General features: G+C 64.9%; 18 protein-coding genes. 9 read left to right on the plus strand and 9 right to left on the minus strand.

From position 1 onward, the window contains the following. Nucleotides 1–103 precede the first annotated feature (103 nt). The 4 genes from SH412_RS20685 to SH412_RS20700 all read left to right on the plus strand — a co-directional run bounded on the left by SH412_RS20685 (nucleotide 104) and on the right by SH412_RS20700 (nucleotide 3,201). Nucleotides 104–1,060: a DMT family transporter gene (locus SH412_RS20685; RefSeq protein ID WP_336519919.1), complete on the plus strand. Its 957-nt coding sequence runs from the start codon at nucleotides 104–106 to the stop codon at nucleotides 1,058–1,060. Between the two features lie 495 nt (nucleotides 1,061–1,555). After that, the gene (locus SH412_RS20690) at nucleotides 1,556–2,029 is read left to right on the plus strand and encodes an excisionase family DNA-binding protein (RefSeq protein WP_336519920.1); all 474 of its coding nucleotides are present in this window, start codon (nucleotides 1,556–1,558) and stop codon (nucleotides 2,027–2,029) included. 143 nt (nucleotides 2,030–2,172) lie between these two features. Further along, the gene (locus tag SH412_RS20695) at nucleotides 2,173–2,538 is read left to right on the plus strand and encodes a hypothetical protein (protein ID WP_336519921.1); all 366 of its coding nucleotides are present in this window, start codon (nucleotides 2,173–2,175) and stop codon (nucleotides 2,536–2,538) included. Nucleotides 2,539–2,565: 27 nt separating this feature from the next. Further along, a complete protein-coding gene (locus SH412_RS20700; protein ID WP_336519922.1) occupies nucleotides 2,566–3,201 on the plus strand; it encodes a DUF6438 domain-containing protein in 636 nt (211 codons plus the stop codon). A gap of 92 nt (nucleotides 3,202–3,293) precedes the next feature. Here the strand turns inward: SH412_RS20700 and SH412_RS20705 are convergent, their stop codons facing one another. Together SH412_RS20705 and SH412_RS20710 are read right to left on the minus strand one after the other, a co-directional pair. Beyond that, complete coding sequence (locus tag SH412_RS20705; protein ID WP_336519923.1) at nucleotides 3,294–6,353, minus strand: PVC-type heme-binding CxxCH protein; 3,060 nt, start codon at nucleotides 6,351–6,353, stop codon at nucleotides 3,294–3,296. Nucleotides 6,354–6,510: 157 nt separating this feature from the next. After that, nucleotides 6,511–7,245, minus strand: coding sequence for a hypothetical protein (locus SH412_RS20710; protein WP_336519924.1), 735 nt, complete (start codon nucleotides 7,243–7,245; stop codon nucleotides 6,511–6,513). Between the two features lie 357 nt (nucleotides 7,246–7,602). On the opposite strand from SH412_RS20710, the gene SH412_RS20715 reads away from it, so the two are divergent. The 3 genes from SH412_RS20715 to SH412_RS20725 all read left to right on the plus strand — a co-directional run bounded on the left by SH412_RS20715 (nucleotide 7,603) and on the right by SH412_RS20725 (nucleotide 10,752). Then, the gene (locus SH412_RS20715) at nucleotides 7,603–9,159 is read left to right on the plus strand and encodes an aldehyde dehydrogenase family protein (RefSeq protein WP_336519925.1); all 1,557 of its coding nucleotides are present in this window, start codon (nucleotides 7,603–7,605) and stop codon (nucleotides 9,157–9,159) included. Nucleotides 9,160–9,553: 394 nt separating this feature from the next. Continuing rightward, entirely contained in the window at nucleotides 9,554–9,976 is a 423-nt protein-coding gene (locus SH412_RS20720) for a type II toxin-antitoxin system HicB family antitoxin (protein WP_336519926.1), read from the plus strand. Nucleotides 9,977–10,008: 32 nt separating this feature from the next. Continuing rightward, complete coding sequence (locus SH412_RS20725; RefSeq protein ID WP_336519927.1) at nucleotides 10,009–10,752, plus strand: hypothetical protein; 744 nt, start codon at nucleotides 10,009–10,011, stop codon at nucleotides 10,750–10,752. A 150-nt stretch (nucleotides 10,753–10,902) separates the two neighbouring features. On the opposite strand, the gene SH412_RS20730 is transcribed toward SH412_RS20725, so the two are convergent. The 5 genes from SH412_RS20730 to thyX all read right to left on the minus strand — a co-directional run bounded on the left by SH412_RS20730 (nucleotide 10,903) and on the right by thyX (nucleotide 16,138). Then, nucleotides 10,903–12,153, minus strand: a complete 1,251-nt coding sequence (locus tag SH412_RS20730) for a (Fe-S)-binding protein (protein WP_336519928.1) — start codon at nucleotides 12,151–12,153, stop codon at nucleotides 10,903–10,905. Continuing rightward, complete coding sequence (locus tag SH412_RS20735) at nucleotides 12,150–13,100, minus strand: FAD-binding oxidoreductase (protein WP_336519929.1); 951 nt, start codon at nucleotides 13,098–13,100, stop codon at nucleotides 12,150–12,152. Before SH412_RS20735 ends, SH412_RS20730 begins: the two co-directional genes overlap by 4 nt. Continuing rightward, nucleotides 13,097–14,509 (minus strand): FAD-binding oxidoreductase, encoded by a 1,413-nt coding sequence (locus tag SH412_RS20740; RefSeq protein WP_336519930.1) that lies wholly within the window; start codon nucleotides 14,507–14,509, stop codon nucleotides 13,097–13,099. The genes SH412_RS20735 and SH412_RS20740 overlap by 4 nt, the downstream gene beginning before the upstream one ends. An 85-nt stretch (nucleotides 14,510–14,594) precedes the next feature. Further along, nucleotides 14,595–15,074 (minus strand): cyanophycin metabolism-associated DUF1854 family protein, encoded by a 480-nt coding sequence (locus SH412_RS20745; protein WP_336519931.1) that lies wholly within the window; start codon nucleotides 15,072–15,074, stop codon nucleotides 14,595–14,597. 158 nt (nucleotides 15,075–15,232) lie between these two features. Further along, nucleotides 15,233–16,138, minus strand: a complete 906-nt coding sequence (gene thyX, locus SH412_RS20750; protein WP_336519932.1) for an FAD-dependent thymidylate synthase — start codon at nucleotides 16,136–16,138, stop codon at nucleotides 15,233–15,235. Nucleotides 16,139–16,554: 416 nt separating this feature from the next. On the opposite strand from thyX, the gene amt reads away from it, so the two are divergent. Together amt and SH412_RS20760 are read left to right on the plus strand one after the other, a co-directional pair. Then, nucleotides 16,555–20,298 (plus strand): ammonium transporter, encoded by a 3,744-nt coding sequence (amt, locus tag SH412_RS20755; RefSeq protein WP_336519933.1) that lies wholly within the window; start codon nucleotides 16,555–16,557, stop codon nucleotides 20,296–20,298. 2 nt (nucleotides 20,299–20,300) lie between these two features. Next, complete coding sequence (locus tag SH412_RS20760; protein ID WP_336519934.1) at nucleotides 20,301–21,356, plus strand: HD domain-containing phosphohydrolase; 1,056 nt, start codon at nucleotides 20,301–20,303, stop codon at nucleotides 21,354–21,356. A gap of 460 nt (nucleotides 21,357–21,816) precedes the next feature. Here SH412_RS20760 and SH412_RS20765 read toward each other — a convergent pair whose 3' ends face one another. Both SH412_RS20765 and SH412_RS20770 read right to left on the minus strand, forming a co-directional pair. Beyond that, complete coding sequence (locus SH412_RS20765; RefSeq protein WP_336519935.1) at nucleotides 21,817–24,939, minus strand: tetratricopeptide repeat protein; 3,123 nt, start codon at nucleotides 24,937–24,939, stop codon at nucleotides 21,817–21,819. A 200-nt stretch (nucleotides 24,940–25,139) separates the two neighbouring features. Then, nucleotides 25,140–25,298: a hypothetical protein gene (locus SH412_RS20770; protein ID WP_336519936.1), complete on the minus strand. Its 159-nt coding sequence runs from the start codon at nucleotides 25,296–25,298 to the stop codon at nucleotides 25,140–25,142. Nucleotides 25,299–25,318 lie beyond the last annotated feature (20 nt).

Below are 25,318 nucleotides of genomic sequence, written 5' to 3' on the forward strand. Positions count from 1 at the left end.
GAACTCGCCGCCGGATTGGGTGTCATTCCCGACAGGCTGCCTCTCGGGCGCCCTCCGCCGGGTAGAATGCTCGCGGGATTCGATGTTCTCTGGTGGTCCCGCGATGCCGTACGTCTTCTTTCTGGTGATCTGCTTCATCTGGGGCAGCAGCTTCATCCTGATGAAAAAGGCGACCCTCTGGCTGTCGCCGATCAGCGTCGGCTGCTGGCGCGTCGTCGCCGGCGGCCTCGTCCTGCTGGCTCTGTTCTGGCTCTGGAGGCAACGGGCTCACGTCCGCCGGGCCGACTGGTTCCCGCTCCTGGGCTGCATCGTCCTGGGCTTCGCCTGGCCCTATTGTCTGCAGCCGGAAATCATCGCGCGCCACGGCAGCGCCTTCGTCGGCATGACCGTCGGCTTCACCCCGCTCCTGACCGTTCTGTTCTCGATCCCCATGCTCGGCATCCTCCCCACCACCCGGCAGACGGTCGGCGTGATCGGCGCCCTCGTCTGCCTGGGTCTGCTGATGTGGGACGGCGTGCAGCGCGAGATTCCCTGGACCGACGTACTGCTGGCCTTCTCGGTCCCGGCGACCTACGCCCTCACGAACAACTGGATCCGCCGCTCGCTGATGCACGTCCCCCCGCTGGAACTGACGCTCGTCTGCCTGCTCGGCAGCGGCCTCCTGCTGCTCCCTCTCGCGATGGCCGTCCCCAACACGCGTCCGGTCGTCGCCGATCAGTGGGCCTGGTCGCTGGCCGCCGTGATCACGCTGGGCGTGCTCGGCACCGGCCTGTCGACCTGCCTCTTCATGCACCTGGTGCAGACGCAAGGCCCCCTGTTCGCCGGCATGGTGACCAATCTCGTCCCGATCGGCGCCATCCTCTGGGGCTGGGCCGACCACGAACAGGTCACCCTGCTGCAGGTCTCAGCCGTCCTGGGGATCGTCGCCATGGTCAGCCTGGTCCAGTTCGGCTCGGCCAGGCCGCGCGTTCGACCTGTCGACGAGGACGCACTGGCCGAGATTTCCGAGCCAGTCATCGCCCCCCAGCCGCAACTGGCGTGCTGTCCGGAAGACTGCTGAGACGCCAATTTCGGGTGGCACTGGTGGCCTTCAGCCACCAGTGCTCTTTCCGCCGTCGAAGGACCGCCGACTGCCTGTCGACGCGAAACCTCAGCCGGGCGAAGGCGCGGATTGGTCGTCAAAAGGCCGGTGCTGGAGACGTTGAAACGGTCGGTCGGCGACTTGAACCCTGAAGCGGGCAAAGGGCTGTCGCCACGGGTGAAACGGTGTCCGCCGTCAGGCGGACGGAGTGCAACTCTTAACAGACACCTGGCCGTTGAGCAGCCAGCATCTGGTGAAACATCTTCGAAGTTCGCACCGGTGAAGCGGGCGGAGATTTCGATCACGCTGATCCCGACTCGCATTTTCAACCTCTCCTCGACTTTCCTCCCGGGCGAGGAGATTCGAAAGGGAAGTGGCGTCTGAGCGATCGTGTCGATATCGAATTTCGAATATTGCGTTTATTGCTTCTGATGCGATTGCCCAGTAGAATTCTCATCAAGAGGAGAATGAATCATGGCGAACTCGCTCAGCGATCTCCCGGAGACTGTCACGCCAACCCCGGATGAGACGGTGTTAGCGCAGGAGTGCAGCCGACGGCTTGCGCGGTTCGTGGGGACCAGGTCGATAAAACCGTTGCGTTTCCGTATTCAGTCGGAAGGCGCTCCCGAAGAGACGGTTTCCCTGCCTGCGTCCGCATTTCGGTTGCTGAACGACATTCTGACGCAAATGGCCCAGGGAAATGCAGTCACCTTGATTCCAGTCCACGCCGAGCTGACCACTCAGCAAGCCGCCGACCTCCTCAACGTCTCCCGCCCATTTCTGGTCGAGCAACTGGAAAAGGGAGAGATCCCTTACCGAAAGGTCGGCAGTCATCGCCGGGTCCTCTTTCGGGACCTGATGGACTACAAGCGGACGATGGACAGGAACCGCCTCAAAGTCCTCGACGAATTGTCGGCCCAGGCCCAGGAACTCGGCCTGGGTTACTGAGATGAGCCGTTTCACCGTCCTGTGCGACGCGTGCGTCCTGTATCCGGCTCCACTGCGCGACCTGCTGATTTCTTACGCTGATCGTCGTCCTGTCTATCAGCCTCTGGAACGGCGAAGCGCAGCCGGACTATGTCTGGGGGCTGGTGTTTGCCGTCGTCGCCTGGCCGGTTGTGCTGGGGCTGATGTGGCTCGGCTGGCGACAAGACGAACGGGCGGCCGTGCAGCACGCGATCGAGGCTCTGACCGATCCGGAGCGGCTCCGGCGGAAGCGGGCCGGGTATCGCCGGGGAACGCTGGTGGTGGTCGCCCTGCTGGCAGCGGGCTGCGTCTGCGCGGGAGGACGGGGCTGGCTGCTCAACGACCTGCCGGCGCAGTACGTGGGATACTTTTTGTATGCATTCGCCGGGGCGGGAATGCTGGGGGTGAATGTCTGGTACGGCGGCCCGCTCGATCCGCGGCTCGATCCGTCGGCGTTGATGGTCGAGACTGACGATTCCGAAGCGGTTTGAAGTCTCCTTTCCAAGAGAGCTTCTGCGATGTCCCGACCCCAGAGCCATCGTCGATGCGCCGGCAGTTCGGCGAACAACGCTGGGCGGCTGACTGCGCTTGGTGCGGCGATCTTCCTGACCGCCGTTGGCTGCGAGAGTCGCCCAGAACACAAAGCCGACCGTACGACAACGCTCGACAAGTCCTCGATCCCGGCAAGCTATCGTCCGCTCTTCGAGGGCGGCCTCAGCTTCGAGGAAGTGGAATCTCTTCGAGCGTTCCTGCCATACAAATCGATCACTCTGAGTCGCAGTCCGTGCTTCGGGGACTGCCCGGTCTACGATGTGACGCTGCACAGCGACGGGAAAGCCCGCCTGACGGCGACCCAGCATCTTGACGAGATCGGCACGTTTGAGGGAGAAGTGAATATCTTCAGTTTCGGCAAACTCTGCTATCTCATGGATCGGCTGGGGTTCTCAAAGTTCCAGCCGCAGTACGATGCAAATTCGATTGACTCTGCCACAGTCACGATTACCGCTTCGACGAAAGACGGCGAGATCGTTGTCAGCGACTACAGCGAAATCGGCCCCATCGAGCTATGGGCCATTCAGCAGACGATCGACAACATTCGCCATGAAATCCAGTGGCGTCGGGTCGATGATCCGGAAACACCGGCAGCGAAGTGATTTCCCGGGTCGTCGCGGACTCCGACCCGGCCACCCCGTCAGTCCAACGCGCGCCGGCCCCTCGCAACGCACCGAGAGCCGGACTTGCCGCTCTATTCGCTTTGCGGCAGCGGCACCTGTTCCCGGGTCATGAGGTACGCGAACAGGTCGCGAATCTGCTCCAGCGAGTACGGCTGCAGCAGGTTCTCCGGCATCAACGACAGCGGCACCGTCTTGCGCTCTTCGACGTCGCCCAGATCGACCGCCACCGTGTCGGTCGCCGTGCGCAGCGTCAGCGCGTTACCGGTCTCACTGAGGACCAGCCCGTTGAGCACCCGACCGTCTTCGAGAGCCAGCACCGTCATGCGGAAGTCGGCCGAGACGACGGCGCTCGGATCCACGATGTTCTCCAGCAAGTAATCCAGATTGCTGCGGTTCGCCCCGGTCAGATCGGGCCCCGCCGTCTTCCCTTCGCCGAAGAACTTGTGACACGCCGTGCAGGTTTTGGCAAACAGCGCCCGGCCGGCGCTGCGGTCCCCTTGCGCCAGCACGTCCGGCGTCAGTTGAGCTTTCAGCTTCGCAATCAGCTCTTTCTTCTCCGCGGGACTGTCGCGGAATTCGCCCCAGGTCTGCGTGAGCAACTGATCGAGTCTGGGATCGGCGAAGTCGTGGATCTGCCGGGCGACAAAGGCCGTGAGATCCGAGCGGGGGATTTTGTCCTCCGCCACAGCAACCAACAGCGCACTGGCGAACCGCGGTCGCCCGGCGAGAACCGCAATCAGCTCGGCCCGTTGCGAGTGGTGAAAACTCTTGTAGGAGGCGACGAGCTTCGCCGCGGCCTTGTCGTCATCGAACAGGCTGAGGCCGCGCGCCGCCACCGGATTGAGAAAGCGGACCCCCAGCAGCTTCTCGCAGATCTCGCGCAGCTCCGCCGGCCGGGCGTCGATCAGCGTCGCCAGAGCCGCCTGGCGATCCGGCAGGCTGGCCTTGCTGTCGAGGGCGATCTCCTTTACGACCGACAGCGCCCGACCGTCGCCGAACAGCACGCTCAAATCGCGGACGGAATTCCGTACCCCTTCGTCGCCGGACTGCGACGCCAGCGCGACAAAGGCGTCCCAGCCCGCCGGCTGCGGAGCCTTCCGGCGGGCGATCAGTGCCGCGGCGACCCCCTGAACGACGTCGCGGGCCAGGTCACCGTCCTGTCGATTGACGGTCTCGCGAAGCAGGAGTTCCAACGCCGCCGGGCGGTCTTCCACATCTTCCGCCAGCCGGCGGGCAATCAGCCGCCGGGTTGTCGGCAGTTTGCAGTCCGCGGCGGCACGGGCAAGTCCGAGGGGATCGTGATCGGCGACGGGGATCAGCCCGTACCAGATCATCAGCGGCAGATTGTGATCGCCGGCGTCTTCCGCATGGGCCATCAGCGGAACCGCCAGCCTCAGACGTTGAACGACGGTGAGCCGCTGCAGAGCGGAGGCCAGCGTCAGGCGAACCAGCGCCGAAGGATCGTTTTGCGCCAGATCGACCAGAACTGCCAGTTGCTGGTCGGAAACCTGGCCCGGCGCCGCGCCCGCCGGTCGCTCGCTCAGCGTCGTATCGAGAGGAGAATCGTCGACCAGCAGGCGCACGGCCCACGCGCGAACATGTTCGTCGCGATGCGAAAGCAGCGTCTCCAACGCTCGCGGCGAGTTCTGGTGCAGCGCCTGCAGCGTCCAGAGTGCCTTCAGCACATCGCTCGCCTTGCCGCCAGGATTGCAGACATGCTGCAGCTCCCGGACAACGGCACTCATGTCGCGCCGCTGGAGCATCCGAGACTCCAACTCCAGCCGCGCTTGCCGGACAAACCATTCCTCGCCACGAAGCTGCAACTCGACGAGCTGCGGCAGCGTCAACGAGCCCGCCTCAAAGCGAACCGGCTTCGCCGGTTCATCGTCATACGAGATCCGGTAGATCCGGCCGCTGGTCCGGTGGACCCCGTTCCGTTCGTGGCATTCGCCGGTGTCGCTCCAGTCGGCGACGTACAACGCACCGTCCGGGCCTTCGCTCAGCTCCATGCCGCGGAACCAGGGGTCTTTGACGATGAAGAGATCGGGCTCGTGCCGGCCGACGTAGCCGGAACCTTCGCGTTCGAGCCGTTCCGTGTTGGCGCGGAGCCCGTGCATGTTGAGCGTCAGCAACCGGCCGCGGTATTCCGCAGGCCAGCGGCGCCCCTGCAGAATGCAGCAGCCGATGTGAGCGTGTCCGCCGCCGAGCGAGTTGGCCGCCCCGTCGCGGGACTTCTGCCAGCCCCCTTCGACGTCAAAGTGCCAGTGATCCGCGTGCGTGTCGATCAACTCGTAAACCCGGGGATTGGGATCGACGGTGTGCGGCCGGGTAAAATGCGCCCCCGTGATGCCGTGCCACAGATGTCCGTTGACCGTATTGATGAAAAACAGCTCGCCGTTCTCATCCCAGTCATGTCCCCACGGATTGGTCGTGCCGGACGAGAGAGCTTCGAAGACTTTCGTGTGGGGCGAATAGCGCCACATCGTCCCCCGCAGCGGAATACGTTCCTCCTCCGGGACGCCCGGCCGGCCGACTTCGCCGGGGCTCGACGCCCCGCACCGACCATAGAGCCAGCCGTCCGGCCCGAAGCGCAGCCCGTTCGCAAAGTTGTGATAGTTCTCCGGCGGAACGCGGAAGCCGTCGAGGATCACCTGAGCCGGTCCATCAGGCCGGTCGTCGCGATCGAGATCCGGAATAAACAGCAACTGCGGCGGACACATCACCCAGACGCCCCCCAGACCGACCGCGACGCTGGTGAGCATCTGCAGATCGTCGGTAAAGACTTTGCGTTCGTCGGCCCGGCCGTCCCCATCGGTATCCGCGAGAATCACGAGCCGGTCGCGCAGCTTGAGTTCGAACCGCAGCGGCGCCTCGGCATACGTGTAGTTCTCGGCGACCCACAACCGACCCCGCCCGTCCCAGTCGATGCCGATCGGATTCTGGACCTCGGGTTCCGCCGCGAAGACGTTGGCACGGAAGCCGGGGGGAAGCTGCATTTCCGCCGCCACCGTCTCGGGCTTGAGCGGACCCGGGCCGCTGTCCGGTTCGCTGTTGTAAGGGGCGGGGAATTCGTCGGCGTACGACGGCAGGCTCAGCAGGCAGGCCAGTGCGAACATCAGGCGACGGGGCATGGGTTGGTCCCGGATGGATTGGGCAGTGGTGAATCACTTGATAATAACTGCTGGCATGGAGCGGGGGGAGTTGCTGATCTTGAACTGACCCCGCAGGGGGCGGGGCAACTACCCTCTGGCTACCCTCCGGGCTGCGGCATGCCGTTCGTCTGCTGAGTCAGGTTTGCTCCGCGCGAGCTCGATCGACCACCGCCGGCCGCCAGAACGGAATGCCCCACGGAATCAGCAGCGCTGCCAGGAACTGTCCGCCGAACGAACAGATCGACACGATTTCCAGAACGTCCACGACAGACGTCGCCAATCCCCAGGCCCGAAACAGCGACGATATCCCGTCAAAGACGTTGATCGACGCCATCATCAGCGGCACAGCCAGCAGTGACAGGCCGGACATCAGCAGCCACGCTCTCGCCGGGCGAAAGCATCCCGCCGTCCAGGCCAGCCACAATGACGTGAAGACGAACAGAATCACGAACTGCCCCGACAAGGCGTCGAAGACGCTCTCAAACCGGTCCTCCAGACCCGTGTAACACTCCCGCAGCGGCCGATACCACCCGGCGTCATACAGCTCCGAAGACAGGCCCGCCAGCCACGGCGCCGTCGGCACGCACGCCATCACGCAGGCCCGGCCGATCGTTCCCGGCAGCGCCGACCCGCACCAGCGCGAATACAGTAGACTGACGGCGGCAAGCGTGACCCCGGTCGACGCCGCCAGCGTCGCGAACATCTGGTCTTCCGAGAAGCCTCCGAACCCGTATTCAACGAAGAGCCACGCTCCGCCGAACCACGCCGTCCCGACGACAAATCCCATGCCGCCCAGCGCCAGCGACATCCAGATCGCCCGGACGAGCCGGCTCTGTTGGCCGCGGAGAAAAAACGGTTCGCGAAGCGACATCGGCTGCGATCCTTCACGTCGAGTCTGCATCGCCGAAATCCTACCGCGAAATCTGCAGACATTCGAGCTGAATCCGCGCCGGGGCGGCACGCACATCGCGAACGGACGGAATTCCCACGGCCCTTCCCGGTTTCAGAGTAGGGTGAGTCGAGTCCGCGAGGCTCACCTCTTTTTTAATGAGTTACGGTGAGCCTCGAAGACTCGACTCACCCTACATCTTGCCCGGATGTAACTTCGGAAGAGCCGTAATGGAATTCCGGCAGCCGATTGTCCGACCAACCCCGAAGGAGTATGTTCGAAGCGTCTCCGATCCCGGACCGATCTCCCTCCCTGTCCCACTTTCCGGATGCACCACTGATGTCGACAGCCACCTCCGAAATTCGCGCACTCACCGCGGCCGCCTTCGCCACGCCCGCCAAGTTCACCGAGTTCTGCCGCAACGGCGGCAAGCCGCTCGGCGGCATCGTCGACGGCGAAGAGATCGCCGGCTCGATGAACGCCACCTTCCAGACCGTCGATCCCGGCTCGCAGGAAGTTCTGGCCACAATCTGCGAAATGGGGGAAGCGGAAGTCGCCCGGGCCGTCGCCGCGGCGCAGCGGGCGTTCGACGGCGACGGCGGATCGAGCTGGAAAAATGCCGATGTCGAAGAGCGCATCGAACTCGTCAACCGGCTCGTCCAGCTCTGCGAACGGGACCGCGACGTCCTGCTGGCCTGCGAAATCCGCGACGGCGGCAAAGTCTCCGAACTCGCCGAGGGAGATTTCGCACAGATCCGCGCCTGTGCGGAATACTTCATCGGCGTCGCCCGCCGGATCGCAATGGGGGACAGCCCCGCGATGCAGGTGGCCGACGGCGTGCAGGGCTATACCTACCGCGAGCCGTGGGGCGTGGTCGCCGGCATCATTCCTTGGAACTACCCGATCGTGCTGACGTCGTGGTTCATGTTCCCCGCCCTGCTCTCCGGAAACACGATCCTGATCAAGCCGGCCGAAGACACGCCGCTCTCGGCCCTGTATCTCGCGAAGCTGGCGAAGGAAGCCGGCTTCCCGCCGGGCGTGATCAACGTGCTGCCCGGCCGGGGCGAGATCACCGGGCACTGCATCGCCGAGCACCCGGGCGTCCGCTATATCTCGTTCACGGGGTCGCCGGGGGTCGGGCAGGCCATCCTGCGGACCTGCGATCGTCACGGCACGCGGATGAAGCGGGAAATGGGGGGCAACGGGGCGGCGATCGTACTGGGGGACGCCGATCCGGCCGTCGTCGCCCGACTGATCGGTCGGCACACGAACCAGCACTACGGCCAGACCTGCTGCACCATTCATCGCGTGTTCGTCGACCGCAAAATCGCCGACGATTTCATCGACGCCCAGACGGCCTTCTTCAAAGGGCTGAAGATCGGCTACCAGGCGGACGCCGGGACGCAGCTCGGGGCCGTGATCAATCCGACGCAGCGCCGGCGAATTCTGCAGGCCCAGCAGGAAACGATCGCCCGCGGCGGCAAGGCATTGCTCGCCGGCGGCGAGGCGACGGTTCCCGGCAAGGACGGCTTCTATGTGAAGCCGGCGCTCTACCGGACGGAGCCGGGGCAGACCGTGAATCCGCTGGAAGTGTTCCACACGTATGCGACGATCTGCCCGGTCTCCTCGGCGGAGGAAGCGCTGCGGCTGGCGAACAGCTCGCCCTACGGGCTGGGTTCAAGCATCTGGACGCGCGACATCGAGCGCGGCGTGGCGCTGGCGAAACAGTTCCGCGACGGCACCGGGCAGATCAACTGCCACAACTCGATCGCCTACGGCCTCCCCTACGGCGGCCAGGGAATCTCCGGCGGCCCCGGCGGCGGCGTGAACTGCGAAGAAACCTTCCTGGATTACACCCAGGTCAAGGCGATCTACGTCGCGGATTATCCTGCCTAACGGCGGCTGATGACTGATGAGGCCCCCGGATCGCGCTGCACGGTCCGGGGGCCTTTTTTGTTGCAGGACGAAGTGCCTGCCGGACGCCGCACTAATCACGGCCCCCCCATCACGACGAAGGCGGAGGGCCAACGCGGCTTGTCGCTGTCCTAAAGTAGGGTGAGTCGAGTCTTCGAGGCTCACCTCTGCGACAACAAATGATGGCGAAAGACTCACCCTGCAGCTTGCCCGGACGGAACTTGGACCGAGAGGTGGGTGGGCCAGTGTCGAGCCTTGAAGACGCCAACGTCTTCTGACATTGTGAACAGGAGGCCGAGTCTCCACAGGGCGAGGAAACCGACCACGGCGCCGTCCGGTCGATGCGGCGGTTTCTTACTGAGGCGGGAGTGTTGCCATGATGGAATACCAGGGCTACATGGGCAAAGTCGAGTTCGACGACGAAGCCCGTCTCTTTCACGGCGAAGTCCTCAATACGCGCGACGTGATCACGTTTCAGGGGCGAAGCGTCGACGAGCTGGAAGCCGCCTTTCGCGAATCCATCGACGACTATCTGGCCTTCTGCAAGGCGCGCGGCGAGACCCCGGAGCGGCCGTATTCCGGGCAGTTCGTAACGCGACTGCCGCCGCAGCTCCATCGCGAAGTGAGCACCGCGGCAGCCCTCGCGGGGAAAAGTTTGAATGCGTGGGTGGTTGACCGGCTGCAGGAGGGGGTCGACAAGGCAGCGAAGGTGAAGCAGACCGCAAGCACCAGGCAGAAGAGCAAAGCCGCCACACCATCGCCTCGCACACAATCTAAAGCCCGGAAGCAGCGTGCCTGAGACACACTGATTTCCCTTGAGCGACCAGCCCGATGGTGATCCTCCCCCCCGAACTGCTGGCCACATTCCCGCCGGCGAAGACAGCGCTCCTCGACCGCGTCCGGCGGGACGTCGATGACGACATGCTGCGGGTGATCTCGCGGGCGGACTACGGAAACCAGGCCGACGAACTGTTTCCCCAACTGGTGCAGTTCCGGGACACCGGGCAGCTTCCTGAGCCGATGGAATTCTGGCTCCACGAAGTGCTGGCCCTGACGCGGTGGAGCGATCCTGAGCGGCCAGGGTTATCGGGCTTCGGATACGGTCCGAGTGGAATCAGCGGACACTGGACGCGACTGTTTGTCTGTGCGGCACTGCTCAGGGCCGATGTGGAACCAGCGGTTGATGTCGAGGACGGCGCGACATCCACGTTGGCGCAATTGCTGGTCAGCGCCTCGGTGATGGAGTCCTCGGTCAACGAAGCCATCGGGCAGTTTCTCACGTGGCGGCTGATGGAAGTCGATCGTCCGTGGGAAGAGCCGGTGTTCGCTCTCGCGCTGCTCGTCGTCGCGGTCCGTCTGCGCGTCGGCCGATTGTCGGAGCAGGCCGTCGGCATTTTCGCGGAGCGGGTGCTGGTGAGCGATGCGATTCACCAGGTCCAGTACGGTCCCCTGCGGCTCTGGCAGGAGCACTGGAAGCCGCTATCGGCGGAGTTGCGGCGCGAGGCGGCGGCGATCGCGGACGTGGTGGTGCGGGAAGACGTGTTCCTGTGCGCGGGGCTGATCGAAGTGGGGTGAGCGAATTCCATCTGATCGCGAAGAGCACTGGTGGCTGAAGGCCACCAGTGCCACCCGAATGGGGCCGCCCCGCGGCCTCCTGCCGTACGACGGACATCCTTGTTCGTCGCTCTTCGGACCCTCGACGGACGAGGATGTTCGTCGTACAGGCTACTTATTGCGCCGCACCTGCAGCCCGGCTTCCCCCGGATCCAGCAACTGCACCACATGCCGCACCGCGAACGGCCGGTTCACCAGGCTGCTCGTGCGCGCGGAATTCCATTGCATCATGCAGACGTGGTTCGACGTCGCCAGGATCACCGGATCGCCGGGGGCATCCTGAAGGAACGCCGATTTGCGGGCGAGGATTTCGCGTGCATTTTCGGGCTTCTGAATGTGATACGTCCCCCCGGACCCGCAGCAGTCCCGGGCCAGCGGGGCGAGCTCCCACGGAATGCCGGTCGCATCCAGCACGTTCGTCGGGATCCCCGGAACCTTCTGGCCGTGAATCAGGTGGCAGGGAAGATCGACGTAGACTCTCGCGTTGTCAGTCCGGCGGGGACGGTTCACCGGACCAAGGTCCCCCAGGAACGTGAGGACGTCGCGGACGGGGACCTTGTCGCTGATGGCTTTGCCGAGAGCCAGGCCGCAGCCGGACGAGTTCGTCAGGACGGCTTCGAAGCCGCCGGAACTGAAGGCCTGGCGGTTCTGCTGGCGGAGGGCGTCGACTCCTTCCAGCCCGGTGTGTTCCTGAAACGCGCCGCAGCAGCTCTGTCCCTGCGGCACGAAGACCTGGACGTTGTTTTCGATCAGTACCCGGACGGTGGCGAAGTTGATCTCGCGGAACAGCGCCTCCATCAGGCAGCCGGTCAGCAGCGCGACGCGCGGGCCGTTCGGCTGGTGCTGCCGCATGAGCCGGCTGGCATAGGCCGCCGTCGATTCCAGCACGGCCGGTTCGCCCGCAAAGACGTTGCGGTGCCGGAACAGGCCCAGCCTCCGCAGCAGCCGGACCGGCAGCAAAGCGAGGTTGAACAGGGCCGGTCGGACAATCGCAGCGGCGGCGAGACGTAGCGACAGATTTGGGCGGGCGCGGCCGGTGGCGACGTGGTCGTGGCGGATCTGCTCGAAGATTTCGCCGTACGGGACGTTGGCAGGACAGGCGGTTTCGCACGCCAGGCAGCCGACGCATTCGGAGGTGTAAAAGTCGGTCCACGGGTCGACTTCAAGCCGGCCTTCCGCTTCCTCACGCCACAGTCGCAGCCGCCCGCGCGGCGAATTGTTCTCGTCGCCAGTCAGCTTGTAGGTCGGGCAGACTTCCAGGCAAAAGCCGCAGTGAACGCAGCTCGAAAGGAGATCCTTGTCCGCGAGGGGCGAGGAGCAGTGATCGGGCGTCGGTGGCGATTCGGTGGTGGCGGGGTTCACGAGCGCTGCGATTCCTGTTCGAGGGTGGCGATCCAGGCGGCTTCGGTGGCGGAGGGTTTCAGCGGCGGCAGGTGTCGCGAGTGCCAGTCGCCGCCGATTGCGTGCAGTCGGTCGGCGTGCTGACTGACGAGGGCCTGCACGCGCACGGCGGTGACGTGCGGGGCCGCGGCGGGCAGAGAAACATGCAGCACGCCGCAGTAGCAGAAGGCGACGCAGCGGGCTTCCGGCGTCCGGCTGACTTCGTCGACCAGCGCCAGGAGCTGTTCCGGGGCCGTCTTGAAGACGAGATCGGGACAGCCATCCGTCGGGGCGGGAACATCCCGTTCCGACTGCAGTCGCAGCGTGTGCGTGGCGGCGAACGTCTTGAGGAAGCTTTCGAACAGGGGCCATTCGTCGGCCGGGCAGTTCACGGCGATCCGCAGTTGACGCGATGCGCCGGCGGCCAGCAGGTCGATGCTGTCGTACCAGAGCATCCACGAGCTTTGCAGCAGCTCGGGGATCGCACGCTGGAGAGCGACGGCATCGCCCGTCAGATGCAAGAGGCCGGAGACGGCGCAGTCCGGTCGGAGCCGCAGAACGTAATCCACGGGGCTGCCGAAGCGGTCCCCCGAGTGGAGCAGGAAGCGGAAGAGGTCGTAGCCGGTGGTGGTTTTGACGACCCGTTCGCCAATTCGAACCACATGGCCGTTCGGCAGTCGCCAGTTCATGCCGAGGACGTTGTCGCAGTACGGTCCGAAGCGGGACGAAGCGGGGGCGAACGTCGCGGCCGCGAGCTGCTCGCGCAGCGGGGCCTCGTCATCCAGCAACAACGGAAATCGCTGGTGGTGCGGCCCGGCCTGGGCGCGAATGTCGGCCCCGGTGGCGTCTGCAGGGAGGCAGACGACGCCGTCGATCGCATCGTAGAATGGCTGGAACCAGCGGGAGGCGTCAGTGAGCGGCGCGTTCATGGAGCAAATCGCCTTTCGGCGAAGACCTTCAGCGGGTTGAGCTGGTGCCGGGGATTGAAGACCGCCGGGACGGCGAGTTGCAGGCGGGTTGTCTCGGGGCCGAAGACGAGGGGCATATAGGCCGTCTTGTCGTTGCCGATGCCGTGTTCGCCGGAGAGCGTCCCGCCGACTTCGACGACCCGCTGCATCAGGCGTTTGCCGATGTGCTCGACCTTTTCGAGTTCGCCCGGGATGCGGTTGTCGAACAGGAAGTTGGGGTGCAGGTTGCCGTCCCCGGCGTGGAAGACGTTGACGGCCCGGATGCCGGCGGCGTCGGCTTCGTCGTAGACAAGCTGGAGGAGTTCGGCGAGGGCCCGTTTGGGAATCACAGCGTCCTGGACGACAAAGTCGGCGCTGAGCTGCCCCATCAGGCCGCCGGCCACTTTGCGGGCCTTCCACAGTTTCTGCCGCTGAGTCTCGTCATCGCTAAAGACGACATCCTGCGAACCGGCGTCGCGCAGCAGTTTCGCCACCGACTCGACGCGGGCGTCGACGAGAGCGGCGGGACCGTCGATTTCGGTCAGCAACATGAAGCAGTCTTTGGGCAGCCCGACAGCCATATGGCTGTTTTCAACCATCGCCACGCAGCGGGGGTCCATCAGTTCGATGGCGACCGGGAACGACGGGTGGGCGACAAGGGCGTGAATCGCCCGCTCGGCGGTGAGCAGATCGGGGTACGTCGCGCGGAAGGTCCAGACCTTTTCAGGCCTGGGGAGGGTGCGGAGCCAGAAGCGGGTGAAGGCTCCGAGGGTCCCCTCAGAACCGACCATGAAGCGTTTCCAGTCCTCGCGCCACGGTCCGCGACCGCCGGCCGGTCCGCCGAAGCGGTGCAGGCTGCCATCAAGGAGGATGACTTCGACGCCGAGGATGTAGTTGCTGGTGACGCCGTAGCGGAAGCAGTGGGCGCCGCCGGCGTTCATGGCGACGTTGCCGCCGATTGTGCAGACGGGGCCGCTGGAGGGGTCGGGGGGGTAGAAGACGCCGTGGGGGAGGAGGGCGGCGTCGAGCTGGTTGAGGGTGACGCCGCATTCGACTTCGCACCAGAAGCCGCCGCGGCAGATCTGGCGGACGCTGCGGAGTCCTGATGTGTGGACGATGACGCCCCCCTGGGCGGCGACCGGTCCGCCGGAGAGTGAGGTGCCAGCGCCGCGGATGCAGAGGGGGGCGGCCAGCTCGCGGGCGTGCTGCAGGACGGAGACGAGCTCGTCGACGTTGGCGGGGATGACGACGGCGTCGGGACGGAAGGTTTTGTAGCCGAGGCCGTCGGCGTCGTAGCCGGCGAGCTGGGCGGGGGCGGTGAGGATTTTGCCGCGGGTGACGCACTGCTGGAGGACGCGTTCCAGGTGCGGATCAATTGCGGGGCGGATCATCGGGGGCGTCCTGGGTTCGGCTCGGGCGAAGTGGGCAGCTTGCAGCGTAACGTGCGGGGGCCGAGAGAGCCAAGACGACCCGGAGTTACAGATAGCGGCGCAAGATACTGCGGCTGTGCGGGTTGAGGTTTTGAATGCTGGGGATCAGGTAGCGGAGGCCGTTGGTGTCGACGACGAGGATGCGTTCGGGGGTCAGGCGGCGGAGGTCGTCGTCGCTGTCGAGCTGAATGCGGGTCGGACCGCGGTCGGTGTCGATCGTCCACTGGCACGGAGGGACGGGGGCCGAGGTCGACTGGATTTCTTGAATCACCGGGACGAACTCACGTTCCGCCAGAGCAGCCTGCACGACGGTCCGGGCGGATTCGCTCAGTTGATCCAGGTGATCGAGCAGCGTCAGTTCTGATCCGGAGGCGTCCAGGACGGAGATCAAGTGGTCCGGGTCGGAGAGGGGAAAGCAGCGGATCAGGTCGACTCCGACAAAGTCCTGGCCGTCGGCGGTGAGGACGAGCTGCCCCCATTCGTTCGTGCGGAACTGGAACTGGTCGGGAGGGGTGGAAAGGGGCATGGTTGATTCGCGGGGTGAGTGGACGATCGGGCTGCGTGTTCCGGTCAGTGCAAAATGAAAAGTGAAAAATGCAAAGTGAAAAATGGGAAGACGGTGGAGGTTGAGAGCGGCCTGCGGTCGCTTCGTTTCGGATTTCAGGCTTTCCTCGTTGAGGCCGTTCAGCCCTGGAGGAGGCCGAGGTCGATGAGTTTCGCGGCGCATTCGTCGCGTTCGCGGCTGCGGGTCAGCGGGCGCCAGGATTCGTCCTGGGCGGCGAGGAATTCTTCCTGGGAGAACGGCGGGGCTTTGCCGGCGGCGGCGGCGGCGGCCGTCAGCCGGGTGATGACGCCGCAGTCGAGGCGGGACAGGAACTTGCCCCCCATGCGGTAGTCTTCGAAGGCTTCCCAGACGACCGGGAAGAGAGGCTGGATGATGTTGCGGCCGATGGCGGTGGAGTAGAGCCGGATCTCTTCCTGGGCGTGACCGTCCATTCGGAGCGACAGGAAGTGGAGCAGGTTGTGGAGGTCGACCTTCCAGTAGGCCTCGGTGTAGGTGGCCAGCGGGAGGTCTTTGCGGGCCTGTTCGCGGGCGACGCCGGCGGCGAGACGGTCGGCGTAGACTTTGCGGGCCAGTTCGTGCAGTTCGTGTTCGGCGGCGGTGAGCTGGCGGCCAAGTTCGAGCGGCAGGGGTTCGCCGCTCCCCTGGCGGTTCTGAGCGGCCTGGGTGCGCCAGGCGTTCTCCGGAGTCGACTGGGCGGAGTCGATCGCGACGGAGTAGCGGGTGCTGTACTCGTTGACATTGGCGGTGCGGTGGCGGATCCACTGCCGCCAGCAGTCCATGGGGACGCGAACGAGGAGCTTGATCTCGGCCATCTCGAACGGGGTGGTATGGCGGTGGCGGAGCAGGTAGCGGATCAGGGTGCGATCATCGGAGACCTGTTTGGTTCCGGCTCCGTAGCTGACGCGGGCCGCCTGCACGATGGCGCTGTCGTCCCCCATGACATCGACGAGACAGACGAAGCCGTCGTCGAGTACGGGGAACTTCTTCCAGCGGAGCTCTTCCAGGAGTTGGGACCGATCCGTCATGCCGTCGCGTTCCTCGCAGGGGCCGGCCTGCGGCCGGCCAGGCGTTTGGGAAAATAGTGGCGGGCGGGCCGCGTTCGCCGCGCCTCAGAATTCCGTGAGATTGGAGGCACGATACCGAAAACGGATTCGGGGCAGAAGGAAGTTGCCGCGACGGGTGCGGGTGGGATTGGACCGGTTGCGCCAATCGTGCGGCCGACGGCCGGAAAAAGGGCATCAAAAGATCACCTAACTCCTTTGTCTGTCGCGAGAAAGAGCCGGCGGAGTAACCGTCAGCAACGGCATGGTCTACGAGTTGCTCGCGGAATGATTCCGTTTCACAACGCGAGGCGCAGGAGGCGCCGGGCTGTCTGTGCGGGAAAAGCTAGCGTTGGCAGGGACTTCTCGTTCTCTGCACGGAGCTGGCAAGGCGCAGGTGTATGTCTGCTGCGGTGGAACAACTCGATCTGAACTGGGTGCTGATCTGTTCGGCGCTGATTTTCACGATGCAGGCAGGATTCTGTCTGCTGGAAGCGGGACTGGTCCGCGCCAAGAACAGCGTGAACGTCGCCATCAAGAATCTGATGGACTTCTGCGTGTCGAGCCTGCTGTTCTGGGGGGTGGGATTCGGGCTGATGTTCGGCGCCTCGGCAGGCGGCTGGATTGGCGTTTCTCACTTCAGTCCCGGGGCGGAGTCGGGACCGAAGTTTCTGGCGTTTCTGCTGTTCCAGGTGATGTTCTGCAGCACGGCGACGACGATCGTCTCCGGGGCGGTGGCGGAACGAATGCGGTTCGGGGCCTACCTGACTCTCTGTGCGGTGCTGTCGTGCCTGGTTTACCCCCTGCTCGGACACTGGGTCTGGAATGACGGTCCACAGCCCGGCTGGCTGCGACAGCTCGGCTTCGTCGACTTCGCCGGTTCCACGGTCGTGCATTCGCTGGGGGCCTGGTTCGCGCTGGCGACGCTGTTGGCGATTGGCCCCCGGCGGGGGCGGTTCGACGCCGGCGCACGCCCCATTCGCCCGCACAACCTGATTCTGGCGACGCTGGGCGTGTTTCTGTTGTGGTTCGGCTGGTTCGGCTTCAACGGGGGAAGCTCGCTGGCTCCCGACGGCGTGGCCGCACGGACAATTCTGAACACAGTCCTCGCGGGCGCCGCCGGCGGGATTTGCGGCGGGCTGACTGCGTGGAAGTTCGTCGGACAGCCGCGCATCGAACCGATGCTGAATGGCGTGCTGGGGGGACTGGTCGGCGTGACCGCGGGGTGTCACGTGTTTGCTCCGTGGGCTGCTGCCGCAGTGGGCGGAGCTGCGGGGGCCATTGTCTTTTTCGCGGATGCCTGGCTGATTCGGCGGAAGATCGACGACGCCGTTTCGGCGGTGCCGGTGCATGGGTTCGCCGGCGCCTGGGGGACGCTGGCGGTGGCGCTGTTCGCTTCGCCGGAGGCACTGGGTTTCGCGGGGCGCAACGGGTGGCATCAACTGGGAGTTCAGGGGCTGGGGGTGCTGGTTTGCGGGGGATTCGCATTCGGCGCCGGCTGGCTGACGTGTCGCGCGGCCGGCTGCTTGATGGCGCTGCGGGCCGAGCCGGAGGATGAACTGCGGGGACTCAACATCGCCGAGCATGGGGCTTCGACGGACCTGGGAGACCTGCTGGACGAAATGCAGCGTCAGCAGCAGACAGGGGATTTTTCCCAAGAGGTGGGTGTCGAACCGCATACCGAAGTCGGACAGATTGCCGAGCGGTATAACCGCGTCCTGAAGCGGGTTCAGACGGAGATTGCCGCACACAGCTCGGCGGAACAGCGCTATCGAACGATCTTTGAGAATGCGATCGAGGGGATCTACCAATCGAGTCCGGAGGGGCACTATCTGACGGCGAATCCGGCGCTGGCGCGAATCTACGGATACGAGACTCCCGAGGATCTGATGGCAAGCGTGACCGACATCAGCCGGCAGGTTTATGTCAGTCCGGGGCGGCGACAGGAGTTTGCGGCAGCGCTCGAACAGGACGGGCAGTTCACGGGGTTCGAATCCGAAGTCTACCGGCGGGACGGCCAGATCATCTGGATCTCGGAGTCGGGGCACGCGGTTCGCCATTCGGATGGCACGTTGCTGTACTACGAGGGGACGGTCGAAGACATCACGCGTCGCAAAGAGAACGAGCGACTGGTCTGCGAGAAGCAGCGGGCGGACGCGGCGAGCGCCGCAAAGAGCAATTTCCTGGCGCGGATGAGCCACGAGATCCGGACGCCGCTCAATGGGGTGGTGGGGATGCTGGAACTGCTGGAAGGGACGCCGCTCTCTCCGCAGCAGTCGCAGTATATGCGGATCTGCCACTCGTCGGCGCAGGCGCTGTTGTCGGTGATCAACGACATCCTCGATCTGTCCAGGATCGAGGCGGGGAAGCTGGCGCTGGAGCGGATCGAATTCGATCTTCAGGAAGTCGTCGACGACATCGTCGAAATGTTCGGTCATCGCGCGGAATCGCGGGGGCTGACGCTGCTGGGGCTGATCGACGCCGACGTGCCCCAACTGGTCATTAACGATCCGGAACGCTTGCGGCAGATCCTGATCAACCTGGTCAACAATGCGATCAAGTTTACCGAATCCGGCGATGTCCGCGTGCAGGTCAGCGTCGTTTCGCGGAGCGGGGAGGCCATCGAGCTCCGATTCGCAGTCGCGGATACGGGTCCGGGAATTCCGCACGAACGGCAGGCCCAGCTCTTCGAAGCGTTCTCGCAACTGGATGCCTCGACCGCGCGGACGCATGGCGGATCGGGACTGGGACTGACGATCTGCCGGGATCTGGTCGAACTGATGGGGGGCCGGTTGCGCGTCGAGAGCCAGCCCGGAGCCGGAGCGACGTTCTGGTTTTCGATCCCCTGTACGATCTCGCCGAGAAACGCCGACGACGAACCGCCCGTCTGCCTGCAGAAGACGCGGATCCTGGTGGTGGACGATCACGAAGACAACCGGCGAATCGTCCGCGATCATTTGCGGTGGATGGGCTGCGAGCCGGAACTTGCTCCGGACGCGGAGACCGCGTGGAGCATGCTGACGAGTCAGGACACCGGACCGGGACGATTCGATCTGCTGCTGCTCGATCAGCATCTGCCGGGTATGGACGGGCTGACGCTGGCGACGCGCATCCAGTCGCTGTGGGGCGCTGCGGCGCCGCCGGTGGTGATGCTGATCTCCTGGGATCGGACCCAGTCGCAGCGGGAGCTGGAGGCGCGGGGAATCGTGGCGAGTCTGTCGAAGCCGATCCGTCGATCGCGGTTGCTGGACGCCGTGCTGACAGGACTCAAACGGCGCGTTGCGACGAAGGCGTCGCAGGCATCGGGCCGTTCTCGCTCGGAGGGGGGGGAGCGAGAGAATCCGCGGGTGCTGGTCCTTGAAGATCACGAAGTGAACCAGATCGTAGTGGAGGAACTGCTGAATTCGCTGGGGTACAGCGCGAAAATCTGCAAGAACGGCGTGGAGGGGCTGGCGGCGGCGAAGAGTGAGACGTTTTCCATCATTCTGGCGGATTGCCAGATGCCCGAAATGGACGGATTCGAGTTCACGCGTCGGCTGCGAAGCTGGGAGCAGGAGACGGGCCGGAGCCGGACGCCGGTCGTGGCCCTGACCGCCAGCGCCGTGGTGGGTGAACGGGAGCGGTGCCTGGAAGCGGGGATGGACGACTTCTTACCGAAGCCGGTTCACCGGACGAATCTGCTGCAGGTGCTGACGCGGAGAGCGACGTCCGAAGCGCCGGCTGATACGAAGGCCGGTCTCGCGCAGCGCGCAGCGGCTGCGCCGGTGGATGTGGCGTCGCTGCGAGAGCGCAGCGGCGGTTCGATGCAGTTCCAGCAGCGGATTCTGGGGAAATTTGCAGCTCGGGCCGTCGCCGATCTGCGCGAACTGGAGCTGGCCTGCATTGCGAAATCATGGCCGCGGGCGCGGACTGTGGCGCATGGGTTGAAAGGGGCCGCCGCGACGGTCTCCGCTCAAGACATCGCCGCGACGGCGGAGCGAATCGAGCATGCGGCGGAAGCGCGGCCGGAGGACGTGGAGTCGCTGCTGGACCCGTTGCAGGGGGCGGTGCTGAGGTTTCAGAAATGGTGGGAACAGGTCTCCGCCGCGGATGACGAACAGAACCTGGATCTGGAATCCGAGACTTTGCTGGTCGGGGAACGATAGTCATGCGAGTCCTTGTCGCCGATGATGATGAGATCTGCCGTGAAGTGGTGGCGCACCGGCTGACCACCGCGGGGTATTCCGTGCTGGAAGCTGCGGACGGCAACGAGGCGCGCGACCACCTGCTGCTGGGGCATGCGCAACTGGCGATCCTGGACTGGGATATGCCGGGTTGCACCGGCGTTGATCTCTGCCGGATGATCCGGGAGTCGGAGACCGACCACTACATTTACCTGATCCTGCTGACGGCGCGGAACTCGACGGACTCGGCCCTGGAAGGGCTGACGGCGGGGGCCGACGCGTTCGTCACCAAGCCGATTTCCGGCTCGGAGCTGCTGGCCCGCGTGCATGGGGCCGAGCGGATTCTGTCGATGGAGACCCGCGACGTCGCGATCTTCGCGCTGGCGCGTCTGGCGGAGTCCCGCGATACAGAGACGGGCGAGCATCTGGAGCGGGTGCGGAACTATTCACGAATGCTGGCTCAGCATCTCTGCCAGCATCCGGATTTCCGGAATCGGATCGACACGAGCTTCATCCGGCTGATTTACTCCACATCGCCGCTGCACGACATCGGCAAGGTGGGGATTCCGGACGCGGTTCTGTTGAAGCCGGGCAAGCTGACGAAGGAAGAGTTTGCGATCATGCAGCGGCATACGACGATCGGCGCGGAGACGCTCGAAGCCGCGTGCCGCAAGTTTCCGCAGGCGGAGTTCCTGCATATGGCCAAGGAGATCGCCGCGTGGCACCACGAGCGCTGGAACGGATCGGGTTATCCGGACGGGCTGGAGGGGGAAGAGATTCCGCTGGCGGCGCGGATCGTCTCGGTGGCGGACGTGTACGACGCGCTGACGACGAAGCGAGTCTATAAAGAGGCCTTCCCGCACGAAGAAGCGATCCGGCTGATTGTCGAGGGGCGGGGAACGCAGTTCGACCCGCGGATCGTGGATGCGTTTCTGCAGCTTTCGGATCGGTTCAATACGATCCGGGAGCGACTGAGCGATACGGCGCCGAACTCCGCCCGGACGGACTCGCATCTGGGAGCGTTGAGCGTTGAGCGTTGAGCGTTGAGCGTTGAGCGTTGAGAAATGCTGGTGAAGCTGCCTGGCTGTTGCGAGTGCAATCCTTCTGTGGTGGTTGAAACACGAGCGATTCGAATGTCGAGACGGTCGTTCTGCGTCTTGAGCCCCGAAGCGGGCGACGGGCTGTAGCCACGGGTGAAACGGAGTCCGCCGTCAGGCGGACGGAGTGCAACCCGTGGGGCGAGATTTCTCCCATGCACCACCGCCCCGGAAGGGGCGGAAGAACGTTAAGTGTGCGACTCGGGCGGCGTGCCAACGTCTCCTTCGCCCCGCCGGGGGCTCGATGTTGGCGGTTCGGGACCGAACCACGGGTTTCGCGTCGGGCGGCTCTGCCGCCGCGCCGCTGCACCTACACTCCTGCACCCCTTCGGGGTGTGAAAAGCAAGCCGGACGGCTGCACCGGAGGGTCCGCTCATAGTCGACGGCCCCTACCCGCCGCCGGTCAACTGCTGCCGGCTTTCTTTTTGGCGGCTTCCTGTCGTTGCAGGGCTTCGGCGACGAGCATGGATTGAGGAAACTCGGTGACGAGCTGCTCGTAGGTGGCGACGGCTTCCTTCCACTGGTTCTGCTTTTCGTCGCACTTGGCGGACTGCAGAAGTGCGGCTGCGCGCCATTCCGGGGATTCGTAGGTGCTGTAGACGCGCTGATAGGCCAGGAAGGCCTGGTGCCATTGCTCCTGCAGGAAGAGGGTCTCGCCGATCAGGAACTGGGCTTTGGCCGCCGTTTCCGTCTTGCGGCCCTGGGGATCGGCGACGACGCGTTCGAACGCCCGGCGGGCCTCTTCGAACTTTGCCTGCTGCTTGAGAGCCCGGCCCAGAACCTCGTCGAGCTGGTACAGCACGGGCGACGTCGGTGAGAGTTTGCGCAGGTCGGCGGCGAGCACGCCGATCTGGTCGTATTCTTTCTGGCGCAGAGCGACGTCGGCAAGCTGCACCCAGACGCGTCCGGTCCAGGGTTCGCGGCGCATTTCGGGGTTGTCGGTGAGAGCGGTTCGCAACTCGGTGAGCAATTTCCGGGCGGCCGCGACATCAGCTTCGCTCGGTTTTGCGGCGGCGAGCAGGGCTTCGGCGCGGGCATACATGCCGTACCAGCGATGCGGGCTTTCGGGAAAATCTTTGACGAGCCGCTCGGCCGCCACCGGGATATCGCTCCACTTCTGCTGGTCGACGGCGAGGACGATGAGCTGATAGAGCGAGCGCTCTTTGACGCCGTCGTCGCTGGCGGGGTCGTCCGCCAGGCGCGAGAACTCCGCGCGGGCCTGATCGAACCGGCCGGCGATCAAATCGCTTTCGGCGAGGCTGAGGCTGGCATTGTCGGCCAGATCGCTGGAGGGAGTTTCGCTGACGAGCCGGCGAAAGATTTCGTCGGCTCGGTCGAATGAGCCGGCTGCGTAGTTTAACAGAGCCCATTCGTTGAGCAGCCGGTCGAGGTGGGCGGCTTTGGGAAAGCGCGCGGCGACCTCTGCATAGGCCGGATCCGCTTCGGCCGGTTTGTCGAGCTTGCCGAGCATGCGCGCCGCTTGAAGTCCGGCCAGGTAAGGAAAGATGAGGGGTTCTTTCTGGTCGGCGCCGGGTGGAGCGGGTTCGGCGGGTCCGTACGTGGCGAGGGTGTCCCGGTGGGCCAGGGCGGCGGCTTCGAGCTGGCCCGCTTCGCGGAGGGCTTCGCCCCGTCGATAGGCGCACTCGCCCGCCAGGCGGTGGCGGGGAAACTCTTTGACGACACGCTCGAATTCGACCGCCGCCGCGGGGAAATCCTTCATCTGGTAGCGAGCCCAGGCGAGTCCGCGGATGGCGAAGGCCTGGTTGTCGGTGCCGTCGCTGAGGGGGATCAGGCGTTCGTAGTAGGTGGCGGCGGCGGCCCAGTCCTGCTTTCCCTCGGAGAGTTCGGCCAGATGAAACGTCGTCGACGCAATCAGCGGAGATTCGGGAAATCGCTTCTGCAGGTCATCGAGGAGCGAAACCGCCCGCGTGGCGTCTCCCTGCCCAGCAGCCGCGACAGCCTGCAGTGACAGCGCCCGGGCGGACTGCCGGCCCTGGGGATTCATCAGGCGGTAGCGCTGCAGCAGGTCGTCCGCCGGCTTGAACTGCCGGGTGGCGATCAGGCTGTCGGCCTGAACGATGAGGGCGTCGGCAAACTCGGACTTTTCTCCTTCCGCGAGAGCGGCTTCCGTGACGGGCGCGATGTATTCCAGGGCGCGAGCGTGATCGCTCTGGAGCTGAAACGTCAGCGCGAGGAGGTAGCGGGCCTGCAGCTTGGTCCGGGGGAGCTCGCTCTCCTGCAGGACCTTTTCGAAGCGCTGCGTGGCATCGCGGTAGAGCTGACCGATTTCTTCGCCGGGGCGCTGATCACGAACCGCCGCCGCCGACTGGGCCAGCAACAGGCGGCCGGCGAGGAGCTCGTGGTACATCCGCAGCCCGCTCTTCGGGAACTCTTTCACGAAGCGGTCGACCAGTTCCTGCGCGCGGGGGAGATCCCCCAGCTCCAGAGCGAGTTCCCCGGCGGCGTGCAGGCTGTCGTCGGCGTGCTCGCCGGCCGGCCACTTCTCCAGCACAGTCTGGAACAGGGCCAGCGCTTCGGGAAGCGCACCGGTCTGACGTTCGCAGAGCGCCTGCTGGAACAGGACGTTTTCCAGCAGCGGCTGATCGGCCGCCCTGGCGGCGACGGCGGCGAAGGCTTTGGCGGCTTCCGGATATTGGCCGGCGGATTTGAGACTCAGCCCCTGCCAGTAGCCGGCCGTCAGACCGTGGGTCTTGTCGTCCAGAATCTTGGCGAACTGATTGCCGGCCCGGAGATACTCGCCCGCCTGGTACATCGAATTGCCCGCATTGAGCTGGGCGGACGGAACGAGAGGGCTTTCGGGGAATCGCTTCGCCAGGTCCTGATAGGCGGCGGTGGCTTCGGGGAATTTCTGCCGGTCGAACTGGAGTGCGCCGATCTGGAACAGGGCTTCGGCGGCGCGGGTTCCCTCGCGGTCCGTGGAGATCTCCTGGAACTGAGCGAGGGCGTCGTCGAACTTTTTCAGGGCCTGGAGTGCGCGAGCGCGGCCGAACCGGGCGTCTTCGGCGAGCGAGCCCTTGGGATAGTCTTTGACAGCGACATCGAAGGCCCGCAGGGCCTGCTCGGCGTTTCCTTCGCGCAGGAAGACGTCTCCGAGGTACGGCCAGGCGCGATCGGCGAACCGGTCCTGGGGGTGCTCTTTGAGGTAAGTCTCCAGCTCGGTTCGAGCGGTGGGGAGATCGTCGAGCAGGTAACTGCACTCGGCCACGCGGTAGCGGGCCTGGGGGATGTTGGTGTTCTCCGGGTAATCCTTAATGAAAGTGCGCAGTTCGTCGCGGGCGGCCTTGTAGTCCTGCTGGTTGACCAGCGTCAGGCCGAGGTAGAGCTGCGCAAACGGGCGTTTGTCGTGCTTCGGGTACGTCTTGAGGTACTTACGGAAGGCCTCGGCGGCGTCCTTCCAGCGGTCCTGGCGGTAAAGCGACACCGAGAAGTTGTAATCGTCGAGACCTTCGTCCTGGGCAAGCGCTTCGACGGGCTGCGCGAGGCAGAGCGTCGCGAGAAGTAACATTGCTCCCAGCATTCGGGCGCTGGAGGAGTTTGATACGCCGCGTCTCATGAACATCCGACTCCCGACAAGGCCCGTCGTCGCTTTGCACCTCCATGCTAAAGCCAAGGAACTCCATTTGGGAGGGGCGGCCCGACGACGGCCGGCCGCCCTGCCCCGCAGAATCGTCGCAATCCTCCCAGCCTGCCCGGAGCAGTGAATCGCTACGGTCTCGGGCGGCCCTGGGTCTTTGGAAGCTGCGGCATGCGGCTGGTCTGAGTCTGTCCGAGATTCCTGGCGATCTTGTTCTTGGACATCTGCTTCTGCAACTGCGGGAATTTGGTCGCTGGTTTCCGCGGGGCGTTTCCGCCGGATTTGGTCATGCTGGATGCTTCCTGAAAGG

Origin of the sequence: Planctellipticum variicoloris (genome assembly GCF_030622045.1) — a bacterium.
GTDB lineage: Bacteria > Planctomycetota > Planctomycetia > Planctomycetales > Planctomycetaceae > Planctellipticum > Planctellipticum variicoloris.

What these genes read in the sequence shown, in the direction of transcription:
- SH412_RS20685 (WP_336519919.1), top strand. Translation starts at nt 104, where the DNA reads ATGCCGTACGTCTTCTTTCTGGTGATCTGCTTCATCTGGGGCAGCAGC.
- SH412_RS20690 (WP_336519920.1), top strand. Translation starts at nt 1,556, where the DNA reads ATGGCGAACTCGCTCAGCGATCTCCCGGAGACTGTCACGCCAACCCCG.
- SH412_RS20700 (WP_336519922.1), top strand. Translation starts at nt 2,566, where the DNA reads ATGTCCCGACCCCAGAGCCATCGTCGATGCGCCGGCAGTTCGGCGAAC.
- SH412_RS20705 (WP_336519923.1), bottom strand. Translation starts at nt 6,353, where the DNA reads ATGCCCCGTCGCCTGATGTTCGCACTGGCCTGCCTGCTGAGCCTGCCG.
- SH412_RS20710 (WP_336519924.1), bottom strand. Translation starts at nt 7,245, where the DNA reads ATGTCGCTTCGCGAACCGTTTTTTCTCCGCGGCCAACAGAGCCGGCTC.
- SH412_RS20715 (WP_336519925.1), top strand. Translation starts at nt 7,603, where the DNA reads ATGTCGACAGCCACCTCCGAAATTCGCGCACTCACCGCGGCCGCCTTC.
- SH412_RS20720 (WP_336519926.1), top strand. Translation starts at nt 9,554, where the DNA reads ATGATGGAATACCAGGGCTACATGGGCAAAGTCGAGTTCGACGACGAA.
- SH412_RS20725 (WP_336519927.1), top strand. Translation starts at nt 10,009, where the DNA reads ATGGTGATCCTCCCCCCCGAACTGCTGGCCACATTCCCGCCGGCGAAG.
- SH412_RS20735 (WP_336519929.1), bottom strand. Translation starts at nt 13,100, where the DNA reads ATGAACGCGCCGCTCACTGACGCCTCCCGCTGGTTCCAGCCATTCTAC.
- SH412_RS20740 (WP_336519930.1), bottom strand. Translation starts at nt 14,509, where the DNA reads ATGATCCGCCCCGCAATTGATCCGCACCTGGAACGCGTCCTCCAGCAG.
- SH412_RS20745 (WP_336519931.1), bottom strand. Translation starts at nt 15,074, where the DNA reads ATGCCCCTTTCCACCCCTCCCGACCAGTTCCAGTTCCGCACGAACGAA.
- thyX (WP_336519932.1), bottom strand. Translation starts at nt 16,138, where the DNA reads ATGACGGATCGGTCCCAACTCCTGGAAGAGCTCCGCTGGAAGAAGTTC.
- amt (WP_336519933.1), top strand. Translation starts at nt 16,555, where the DNA reads ATGTCTGCTGCGGTGGAACAACTCGATCTGAACTGGGTGCTGATCTGT.
- SH412_RS20760 (WP_336519934.1), top strand. Translation starts at nt 20,301, where the DNA reads ATGCGAGTCCTTGTCGCCGATGATGATGAGATCTGCCGTGAAGTGGTG.
- SH412_RS20765 (WP_336519935.1), bottom strand. Translation starts at nt 24,939, where the DNA reads ATGTTACTTCTCGCGACGCTCTGCCTCGCGCAGCCCGTCGAAGCGCTT.
- SH412_RS20770 (WP_336519936.1), bottom strand. Translation starts at nt 25,298, where the DNA reads ATGACCAAATCCGGCGGAAACGCCCCGCGGAAACCAGCGACCAAATTC.